We start from the raw sequence: 10,579 nt of genomic DNA, 5'->3' as shown, positions 1-10,579 counted from the left end.
TATTGCGGTACTGACCTCCAGCCAGGTTGCACAGCTCGGCACGGCCGACCTGAACGCGCTGAACACGGCTGAAGTGCAGGCGCTGGGCTCGGCAGGCATTGGCCAGCTGACGTCTTCGCAAGTGCAGTCGCTGACCTCGACGGCGCTCAACGCGCTGACGACGTCGCAGCTCGCGACGCTGTCGGTGAACCTGCTGACGAGCGCACAGGTTTCCGGTTTGAGCACGGGCCAGCTCGCGGCGCTGAGCTCGACGCAGGTGCGCGAGCTGAACTCGGCTGACATCAAGGCGCTGAACAGCTCGCAACTCGCGGCGGGTCTTGGCACGGCCGGCATTGCTTCGCTGAGCAGCACGCAGGTGCAGTCGCTGAGCACGGCAACGCTGAACGCGCTGAGCACGGCGCAGCTGGCAACGCTGGCAATCGCCTCGTTGACGACGGGTCAGGTGGCGGGTCTGAGCACGACGCAGCTCTCGAACCTCGGATCGTCGCAGCTCCAGAATCTGACGTCGGCGGAAGCGAAGGCACTCAGCTCGAGCCAGATCAGCTCGCTGTCGACGGCGGGTCTCGCGGGCCTCAGCAGCAGCGCGCTGCAGAGCCTGACGACGGGCCAGATCTCGGGCCTGACCAGCAGCCAGTTGGCCAGCGGCTTGACCACCAGCCAACTGAGCTCGCTGACCAGCACCCAGGTCAACGCGCTGACGTCGGCACAGGTGGCGGGCCTCAGCAGCGATCAGCTCCAGGCGCTGCACCTTCACTAAGCGCTGAAGCTAGCGCACGGTTACGTCTTCCCGCTCGGTCCGAAAGGGCCGCGTGGGGGACGTATCGGAGACACGACAGAGCGTTTTATCCACGAGGCCAGGCCTACCATCCCACGGTATGCTTGGCCTCTTTTATTGAGGGCTACTGCCATTTGAGGCGACTGTCCGACAACGTTTGCTCAATCCCATCTACTTATGATTTCCCAGACGAATCCGGTCGAAGCCGGATACACAGGCAAGCTCGTGTCGGCCTGGCGCGCAGGCCTCAGCCTGAACGAGGTCGTGGATTACTGTTCCTCGCTGGGCGCGGCCGGCCAGCATGAACTGGCCGCTGTGCTTTACCAGACCTGGCTCGCACGCAACAACACGCCGTTCAATCATTTTGTCCTGTTCAATCTCGGCGCGAGCTACAACGCCCTCGGGCTGACCGAGGAGGCGAAGAGCGCCTTTCTGCGCGTGGTCGAAATCGCGCCTTCGTTTGCGCAAGCGCACGTCAATCTCGCCATCATTTACGAGCGGATCGACCACATCGACTCCGCGATCGCCGAATGGACGTGGGTTGCCAATACCGTGTCGCCCACCGACGCCGAGAACGCGCCGTTGCGCATGCAGGCGTTCAACAATCTCGGCCGCATTCACGAGAACAAACGCAATTACGCGGAGGCGATGAACTGGCTCGTCAAAAGCCTGGAAATCGATCCGTCGCAGCCGGACGTGCTGCATCACCTCGTTTTCCTGCGCGCGCGGGCCTGCGAATGGCCGGTCTATGCGTCGTTGCCCGGCGTCGATCCCGCGCTGATGCGCCGCTCGACCTCCGCACTTGGCATGATTTCCCAATCCGACGACCTCGATGAGCAACTGGCCGCCGCTCGCCAGTTCGTCGCCGCCAAGCTCAATTGCGATGTGCCCGCGTTGGCGGAGAAGAAAAATTACGGACACAAGAAGATCCGTATTGGCTATCTGTCTTCAGATTTGTGCCTGCATCCGATCGCCATGCTGGCTGCCGAACTGTTCGAATTGCACGACCGCAAGCGCTTCGAGGTCTATGGCTTTTGCTGGACGAAAGAAGACGGTTCGGCGCTGCGCCAGCGCGTGATTCGCGGCATGGATCATTTCGAGCGGATCGACGGCCTCACCGATCAGGAGGCAGCCGAGCTGATCCGCAAGCACGAGATCGACATTCTGGTCGACCTGCACGGGCAGACACTCGGTGCGCGCCCGCAAATTCTCGCCGCGCGCCCGGCTCCGATCCAGGTGACCTATCTCGGACTCGTGGCCACGACGGGCTTCCCGTTCATCGACTATGTCGTTGCCGATCAGTTCGTCATCCCGAAGAAGTCCGCGAAGTACTACACCGAGACGCCGCTCTATATGCCCGACGTCTATCAGGTGAGCGACCGCCAGCGCGTGATTGCCGCCGCGCCGTCACGCAAGGACAGCGGATTGCCTGAGGACGCCGTCGTGTTCTGCTCGTTCAACAATAATTTCAAATACACGCCGGAGGTCTTCGACGTCTGGATGCGCATTCTCGGGCGCGTGCCCGGCAGCGTGCTCTGGCTGCTCGCCGACAACGTCTGGGCGCAAGCGAATCTGCGCAAGGAAGCGGAAAAACGCGGCATCGATCCGCAGCGTCTCGTGTTCGCGCCGCGTGTGACGCCCGAGCACTATCTCGCCCGCTACCTGGTCGCCGACCTGTTCCTCGACACGTTCCCGTTCAACGCGGGCACGACCGCCAACGACGCACTCTGGGCCGGGCTGCCGCTTCTGACCTGCTCGGGCCAGTCGTTCGCCTCGCGCATGGCCGGCGCGCTCCTGACCGCGGCCGGGCTGCCGGAGCTGATTACCCACAATTGGCAGGACTACGAGGAAAAGGCGGTCGCACTCGCGACCGACCCGGCGGAACTGCGCCGCCTGCGCGGCGAGCTCAAGCAGGTCAAAGAAAGCGGCGTGCTCTACGACACGCCCAAGTTCGTGCGCAATCTCGAGAAGCACTTCAAGCGTGTGGTGGGTGAACTCGCCGCCTAGGGCATGAAGCGCAGACGCGGTGCGCGTTGATCGGCGCCGCGTCGCTTGCCTCGCTCGAACGCCGGACTGGCCCCGGCGTTGCCCGGAAGAAAAAAAGCCCGCGCAAGGCGGGCTGAGGCGATTGAAACGTGAGCTACCGCTGAGATTGAGCTCACGCCACGCTAGCTCTGAACACGTACTGGAGCGCTTTCGAGTCCTCGACCGCAACATTCGCATCGGCGCCCGTTGCCGTTGCCATCGCGCGAATAACGGGCAAAAAGGCTTCGCGTTGTGGTTCGTTGAATACGCGGGCTTTGCCGGCGTCGACAACGAAGCCCGCGTTGCGGAACATTTCCAGCATCGTGACGCGCGAAAACCATCGGATATGCGTGCGGTCGAACAAGCCGGAATCCTGATACCGGAAATCGCCTATGCTCAAGCGCGCCTGCACGCTCCAGTGTTGCGCGTTGGGAATACACGCTACGACACAGCCGCCGCGACCCATCGATTCGCGCAGTTTTTTCAGCAGCGCCCAGGGATCGTAAAGATGTTCGAGCACATCGCCGAAGACCCAGCAGTCGGCCTCGAAGTCCGTGCGCAACTGCTCGACGGACACCCGTTCGATATCGACATCGACCACACGGTCACAGTGCTCACGTGCCATCTCGGCGTAGGCCGGAACGATTTCGATGCCGGTGTAGTGCGCCGCCGGATTCGACTTTTTGTATTCACGCGCAAGGGCCCCGGAGCTGCAACCCACCTCCACCACGCGCCGTGCGGCTGTTGGCATGAGTTGGAGCAGGTCCGGGTTGTGATTCTGATGCACAGGAGTTTGATCCACCGTCCTACTCCTTATATTTGCCCAAATAGAGGTCGTAACCTTCGCGCCAGGCGCGCGGTCCGAACGAGCCGACGCTTTCGTGAACCACGCTCAACGGCCACGTTCCCATGCGCAGACCCTTGAGTTCGGCCTGGCGGCAGAGGTCCATGTCGTAGAAGTGGAACTTGAACTGCTCGTCGAAGCACAGTCCACTGGTCTGCAGCGTTTCGCTATCCGCGATCAGCATCAGGCCGTCGAGGAGCTTGCATGCCTGTCTGGAGGGGCCGAAGTTCAATACGTTGTTGCTCGGAAAGCCCTTGCCGTGGCCGACGGTTCCACTCAGGTATTTCAGCTCGTCTCGACGCAGGTCCGGCGTAGCAAAGCACCATGCCGGCTGGCGAGGCAACCGGCGCAGGTTGCCGGCAAGACCCACTACGTCGAAATGGGCGAGCGATTCACGGATGCGCTCGCTCCAGAAGTAGTCGCTCAGCCAGACGTCGTCGTGAACGAATACGAGAATGGCCGGATGCTGCTTCGCGTAGTCGATTGCCGCGTTATAGATGCTGGAGAGGCCGCGCGTGTTGTTATCGAACAGCTGAAGCTGCATGCCGGGCTGGTTTTCATAAAGCTTCAGCGAACGCCCCAGCGCCGTTTCACTAAAAAATTCCTGACGGCTGCAACGCGTGCCGCAGACGAAACGAATGGGTTTCAGATCTGCGGGAATGCCGCCGGTGTCGATCAATAGCGCTTGTCGCAGGGCTGCCTGCGGGTCGGGAACCGGCGTGGCGCCCGGCAACGCGGGCCTATTCTCGGTCCGCGCCGGCACTTCGAAATGCTCCGGTTCGAGCCCATCGCACCACCGCTGCCACATGATGCGCAGCGCGCGCGACGTCGCATCGGCGATCGTGCTCGCGTCGATAAGCGGCGACTGCATGCAGTGCTGACGCAACTCGCGGCGCACCGTGGCGAGTGCGTCGACGTCGTCGGCCAGTGCGGCACACTTGCGCACGAAGTCGTCCTTGTCGCGCGCGACGAATGCCTCGTCGAGCCCGAGGTGCGAGAGCCATCCCGTGCTGCCGCGGCTTGCCATCGAAACGCTGGGCAGCGTCATGGTCGGCACGCCCATCCACAGGGCCTGCATCGTGGTGGTCGAACCGGCGAACGGGAACGCGTCGAGACACACGTCGATCAGATTGTGCTGCTGCAAGTAGGTCGTCACGCCCTTGCGCTGAAGAAAGCCAATGCGATGCGGGGCCACCCCTTCGTCCGCGAACATTTTGACGAGCTTGGTCATCTGCTCCGGCGCCGTGATTGCGCCAATGAGCATGCGTGAATTCGGCACCTCGCGCAGCACGCGCGCCCAGAGCGCGATCACTTCCGGCCCGACTTTCACGAGCCGGCTGAAACTGCCGAACGTCAGATAGCCGTTTTTCAGGGCCGGCAACGGATTGACCTCCGGCGACTGCGGGTGAGGCTTGAATGGCGCGAGCGCCGGAAGGAACACGAGCTTTTCGGAGAACTGATCGGCGAACTGTTCGAGCGGCGTGACGAAACGGTCCGACATGTAATAGTCGATGGCCGTCAGGCCGGTCGTAGCCGGGTTGCCGATCCAGCTCACCTGAACCGGGGCCGGTTTGTGCGCGAAGGTCACGAGCCGGTTGCGCCCGGTATGGCCCGACAGGTCGATGAGGATATCGATGCCGTCGTCACGGATCTTCTGCGCGAGCGCGGTGGCATTCATGCTGAAGACTTCATGCCACGTTTGCGCGTGCGCCCGGATTTGCTTCGTGAAGCCGTCGGTGATCACATAATTCGAGTAAATGTGCAGCGACAGGCTGGTGTCGCGCGCCAGATGCTCCAGCACAGCGAGAAAGAAATAAGCGACGGGGTGATTAACCAGGTCTCCCGAAACGAAGCCGACCTTCAGTTGCCGTGATGGATTGCGGTCATTGGTATGTTTCGGCCAGCGCGCGCGCAGCGGGGCTTCCTGGTGCGCCGCGAACTCGCGGAATTCCGCGAATGCGCTTGCTGCATCGAGATCGATCTTGTGCATCAGGCAGAACAGCAGATTGCTGCGCGTTGCAGCCTGCATGGGTGCCAGTTCAAGTGCGCGGCGAAAGGTGGCCTCCGCTTCGTCATACAGTCCATGCAGCATCAGCGCGTTGCCGAGCGCGTCGACTTCGAGCGCGTCGGTTGGCGCCAGCTCGACCGCGCGGCGAGCATGGGCGAGACCTTCGGCGTGCTGGCCCATTGCCTGCAGGGTGCTGCCAAGCGTGCGATGCATCGCTGCGCTCTCAGGATGTTTTTCGAGACCCTTGCGGCAGCGTACTTCGGCTTTCCGATACTGGCGGGTGATCAGCAGCCCGTCGGTCAGCATCGTGAGCGCGGTGAGGTCATTGGGCAGCAAGTCGGCGGCACGCTCGGCGGCGCCCACGGACTCCGGGTACTGGCCCATGTTGCGCAGCGCGGATGCGAGCGTAAGCCAGCATTCGCCGTGCGACGGATATTGTTCCGTCAGGCGTTGGGCGAGCTTCAACGCGGCATCGATTTTTCCGCTGTTGACGAGCTGCACATATTGGCGCATTTCCTTTGGCGGGGCCCGGCGCGTATCGATTTGCACGGTGGCCGCCGCTTCCACCGTTTCCACCGTTTCAAGCGCTTCTTGCGCAGGCGTATCGCTTTGCGGCGAGGCTTCGGGCGAGGGCGCCGGCGCGGCCTCGCTCGCGGCATTGGGCTGGCTGATGCGAGCGCTCAACGTCTCGACTGCCTCAGCAGGCAGGCCGTATTCCCGATGCGCGATGGCGAGTGCGATCCGCGCCGCTTCCAGCTGATTGCTGCCGACGAGGGCGTTGATGTAGTAGACCCAGATTTGCCCGTTTGACGGCACCTGACCGAGCGCGGCTTCGAAATGCGCCACGGCTTCGGCTGGCTGGTCCGTTTGCATGCGCAGCACGCCAAGATGGTAATGGGCGTCGACATGATCGCTTACGCGCTCGAGGACGGCGGCGTAGAGTGCGGCGGCTGGCGCGTATTCCTTGTTGCGATGGTGCTCGATCGCGGTTTCCATCGCGCGTTCGATGTCGCCTCCTGGCTGCGATGCGGGCGCGAGCGCGGTGGTTTCGGTCGGAGTTGGGAAAGCAGTCATGACAAAGGCGAGCTTGCGCCGCAGGAAGCAATGGTAAGGAAATTATCGCGGCCGATGCCTTTCGTTAATGCGCCGAGTTGGCGTCAAAACGGACGCCAATTCGACTGCAAAGGGCGTTGGCCGTCGTGCAAAAAGAGGGCGCGCAAAGAAAAAGCCCGCACAAGGCGGGCCTGAATACCTAAATACGCCGCTAAGGACGCAATCGTTGGTTATTGTTCGTAAGTGCGCGGCGAGGTCTGGGTTTCAGAACTGCGCAACGCGCTGATACTGGTTCACATTACGCGTAGCCTGAATGGCCGTGCGGAATTCGGCGCTCAGCGTGGTCTGCGCCGACTGCGCCGCTTCGGCGATACGCGTGTCGATTGCATGCACCTGCTTGAGCACGTCGAGCGCGGCGCCCGTTTGCTTCGGGGCGAGCGACATGAGAAGCGGCGAGCGCTCGTTCGCAAGCTCGGCCGCCTTTTCCCACTCGCCGACAGCCGCTGCCTGCTCGATGTCTTTCGTGATCTGCCAGATGCGATCGATGGGCGCTGCGAATTCCATGTCGTCTCTCCTGCCCGGTGCCTTTAGCTCTTGTTGGTGGCCAGCGCGCCCGCGCTGTTCGTGCCGCCGAAGAGCTGCGTGAGGTACTGCTGGTTGTTGTTCATCGTTGCCATCAGCGTGTTGAGCGCGGTGAACTGCGCGGTGTACATGCTGGTGAGCTGCGCCTGGTAGTCGGCGAGATTCGACTGCTGCGTCGACAGGTTCGTCAGGTCAGACTGGATCGAGTTGGTACGCGTCGTGATGATGCCCGTGCTCGACGTATAGCTCGTGATGTTGTTGTTCAGCTGGGCGGCCACGCCGTTGGTCGAATTGAACAGCGCTGCGACCGTCGACTGATTGTCCGACAGTGCCGCGTTCAGCGTGTCGCTGTCGACCGAGAGCGAGCCGTCGGCATTGAGCGTCACGCCGATCGTCGCCAGGCTGGTCGTCGTGTTGCCGCTCTTCACGCCCGTTGCCACGATCGTCGCGAGCTGGTTCTGGATCATGTTCAGCGTCGAGTCGCCGAGCAGCACGCCTTGCGACGTCGAGGTCGAGCTGAACGACGTGAGTGTGGCCATCGTCGTCACGAGCGTGTTGTACAGCGTGACGAAATTGTTGATCGCATTCGACTCGGCGCTCGTGTCCTGCGCAACCGTCAGCGTTTGTGCGCCGCTGCCCGTGCTCGACGTGTCAATGGCAGCCGAGGTGAGGGTCAGCGTGACGCCGGACAGCGCGGTTTTCACGGTGTTCGTCGAACTGGTGGCGCCGGTGCCGTCGATCGTGAAATAGGCGTCCTGGGCGGCCGTGGACTGCGTCCAGGTGCCCGTGCTCGTGACGCCGCTCACCGTTGCGCCACTGCTGTCGGTGTACGAGAGCGTCGACTGGTTGGCGGTGAGGTCGCTCGAACTCGCGCTCGCGCTCGTGATCGCCGTCCCTGCCGTGGTCGTCACCGCGAGGCCGTTCAGCGCATCGCCGGTATTCGTATCGTTGATCGCGATGCTGATGCCGTTCGAAGCACCCGTCGAGGTCGAATGCAACACGAGGTGGGCGCCGTCTGCGCCATTGACGACCGTTGCCGTCACACCCGGATTGTTGCTGGCCGAGTTGATCGCCGAAGCAATGCCTGAAACGGTGCTGTTGGTGCTGTCGAGCGAGATCGTGGTGCTTGCGCCGTTGACCGTCAGCGTCATCGTCGACGCGCCCGATGCGAGCGCTGTCGTTGCGTTGTAGCCGGTCGAGGTGAGCACCTGTGCCTGCGCTATCTGCTTTACGTCCAGCGAATACGTGCCTGCTGCCGCGCCGGCGCCCGCGGTGGCCGTGATGCCGGTGCCGCTGGTCGTCGTGCTGAATGAATTGAGCGTCGTGCCGTCCGAGAGCGGAGAAAGGCCCGCCTGGAGTGCGGAAAGCGCCGCGGAAAGCGCGCCGTACGCGGAAATTTCAGTGTTGTCCTGCGACTGCTCGGCGCTGATCGTAGCCGTCTGTCCGGCAACCTTGGCGTTGACGAGCGCCGTGACGAGCGAGTTCACGTCCATCGACGAGTTGCCGGTCGAGCCGCTGACGATCGATTGGGCGGCTTCCTGCAAAGCGGCATTGCTCGCTGCAGTCGTAGCGGCGACGCTGCTTGCGATCGTGCTGGCTGTCGAACTGGATACGGTGGACATGAAGGGGCTCCGTGCGTCGGCGTTGCAGTGTGAATCAGTTCAAGTCTGGGAAACGCCAATCGGGAGACGATGCTCCCGATTGGCTTGCGTTGCGCTCGCGGGTATGGCGGCCGGGCGCGCAACGCTTGGGCTACAGAAGCTCGTATTACTGGAGGAGCTTCAGGATCTGCTGCGGTTGCGAGTTCGCTTGCGCCAGAACCGAGATACCTGCTTGCTGGAGCACTTGAGCCTTCGACAGGTTAGCCGTTTCTTGTGCGAAGTCAGCGTCCTGGATCGACGATTGTGCGCTCGACAGGTCGGTCGACTGAGCTTGCTGCGTCGTGCCGATTGCCGTGAAGCGGTTTTGTGCTGCGCCGAGCGTTGCTTGCAGGTTGTTCAGCGTGTTCAGCGCGTTGTCGATCGACTCCATGGCCATGCTTGCGCCGCTTGCCGTGCTGATGTTGACGTCTGCAACGTCCGTCGGCACGTTGTAGGAGTTGATCTGCGACGTCACTGCGGCTTCGGCCGTCGAGTTGCCTGCACCCGAGGTCGCTGCCACGTCCAGGCCTTCGAGGTTCGTGTCGGTGAGCGACAGTGCCGTGCCCGAGCCCAGGATCACGCCGTTGCCGTTGGCGTCGGCGGTAACCGAAGCGCCGGTTGCGCTGAACAGCGCGTTGACAGCCGTCGAATTCAGCGCCTGGTTGTTCTGGTCCGTGAACGTGAAGCCACCGCTGCCGTCCGAGACCACGTTGATCGAGGTGATCGCTGCGCCGGCGACGGAATTGCCGTTTGCGTCGACATCGGCCGTGCCGTCCGAGTTCAGGCTCAGGCCGGTGTACGAACCGAGCGTCTGGCCAGCTTGCGGCACACCGCTACCGATCGAGGCAGCCGACATGTTTTGCGTCAGGCTCAGGCTGATCGTTTGACCGACGTTCGCGCCGACCTGGAACGACACGTTACCGAGCGTGCCGTTCAGCACGTTCATGCCGTTGTACGTCGTTTGCGAAGCGATACGGTTGATTTCCGAAACTTGCTGCGAGACTTCCTGCTGCAGTGCTGCGCGGTCGTCGTCGGTCATCGAGCCGTTGGCGGCCTGCGTGGCCAGCTGGCGGATACGCTGCAGGCTGCTCGTCAGCGACGAGAGGCCGCTCGATGCCGTTTGAACCAGCGAAACGCCATCATTCGAGTTCGACACGCCCTGATTCAGACCGTTGATCTGGGTCTGCATGATGTTCGAGATCGCGAGGCCTGCGGCATCGTCAGCTGCGCTGTTGATGCGCTTACCCGACGACAGGCGCGTGATTGCTTGCGACAGCGCGCTGCCCGAGCCCGTCAGGTTTTGTTGCGCGACGAGCGAGTTGATGTTGCTGTTAATTCCGAGCATGGAAATTCTCCTAAGCGGGCTGGAAGCCCGTTACAAGCCACTATGGCCGCGGCGGAAGCAATCTCTCATTGCTGGCCGCCTCAGTGAAGGTTGTCGGCGTGGGTAAAAAAAACTTGAGGGGAAGCATCGACAATCGAGACCTCATTTGCGCGGCGCATACAAAATGCTGTTGTGCCGCTGCGCGCTTGCCACTCCGCCCCGCACCTACGACTGCGTAATGCCGTTTGCAAGCGTGTTTACGGCAGGTATTGCGCGTGGTTTAGCGCGAACGCCGCCGGCGGCGCGATCCTGGCCGTGCGCCCGTGCC

The 10,579-nt window shown here is 62.5% G+C and carries 6 protein-coding genes and 1 pseudogene; 2 read left to right on the top strand and 5 right to left on the bottom strand.

The features are described 5' to 3' along the window. Positions 1-757, top strand: a pseudogene (locus tag U5A57_RS30385) (hypothetical protein); the annotation flags it as partial. 195 nt (positions 758-952) lie between these two features. Continuing rightward, the gene (locus U5A57_RS30380) at positions 953-2,782 is read left to right on the top strand and encodes a tetratricopeptide repeat protein (protein WP_321915377.1); all 1,830 of its coding nucleotides are present in this window, start codon (positions 953-955) and stop codon (positions 2,780-2,782) included. Positions 2,783-2,933: 151 nt separating this feature from the next. Here U5A57_RS30380 and U5A57_RS30375 read toward each other — a convergent pair whose 3' ends face one another. The 5 genes from U5A57_RS30375 to U5A57_RS30355 form a co-directional block, all read right to left on the bottom strand. After that, a complete protein-coding gene (locus tag U5A57_RS30375; protein ID WP_321915376.1) occupies positions 2,934-3,602 on the bottom strand; it encodes a class I SAM-dependent methyltransferase in 669 nt (222 codons plus the stop codon). Between the two features lie 4 nt (positions 3,603-3,606). After that, positions 3,607-6,726: a tetratricopeptide repeat protein gene (locus U5A57_RS30370; protein ID WP_321915375.1), complete on the bottom strand. Its 3,120-nt coding sequence runs from the start codon at positions 6,724-6,726 to the stop codon at positions 3,607-3,609. A gap of 243 nt (positions 6,727-6,969) precedes the next feature. Next, positions 6,970-7,269, bottom strand: a complete 300-nt coding sequence (locus tag U5A57_RS30365) for a flagellar protein FliT (RefSeq protein ID WP_321915374.1) — start codon at positions 7,267-7,269, stop codon at positions 6,970-6,972. A 23-nt stretch (positions 7,270-7,292) separates the two neighbouring features. Beyond that, the gene (fliD, locus tag U5A57_RS30360) at positions 7,293-8,909 is read right to left on the bottom strand and encodes a flagellar filament capping protein FliD (protein WP_321915373.1); all 1,617 of its coding nucleotides are present in this window, start codon (positions 8,907-8,909) and stop codon (positions 7,293-7,295) included. Between the two features lie 145 nt (positions 8,910-9,054). Next, complete coding sequence (locus tag U5A57_RS30355; protein WP_321915372.1) at positions 9,055-10,272, bottom strand: flagellin; 1,218 nt, start codon at positions 10,270-10,272, stop codon at positions 9,055-9,057. Positions 10,273-10,579: the final 307 nt, after the last annotated feature.

Origin of the sequence: Paraburkholderia sp. J11-2 (assembly GCF_905220185.1) — a bacterium.
Taxonomy (GTDB): domain Bacteria; phylum Pseudomonadota; class Gammaproteobacteria; order Burkholderiales; family Burkholderiaceae; genus Paraburkholderia.
This window is presented reverse-complemented; position numbering and strand designations above follow the sequence as displayed.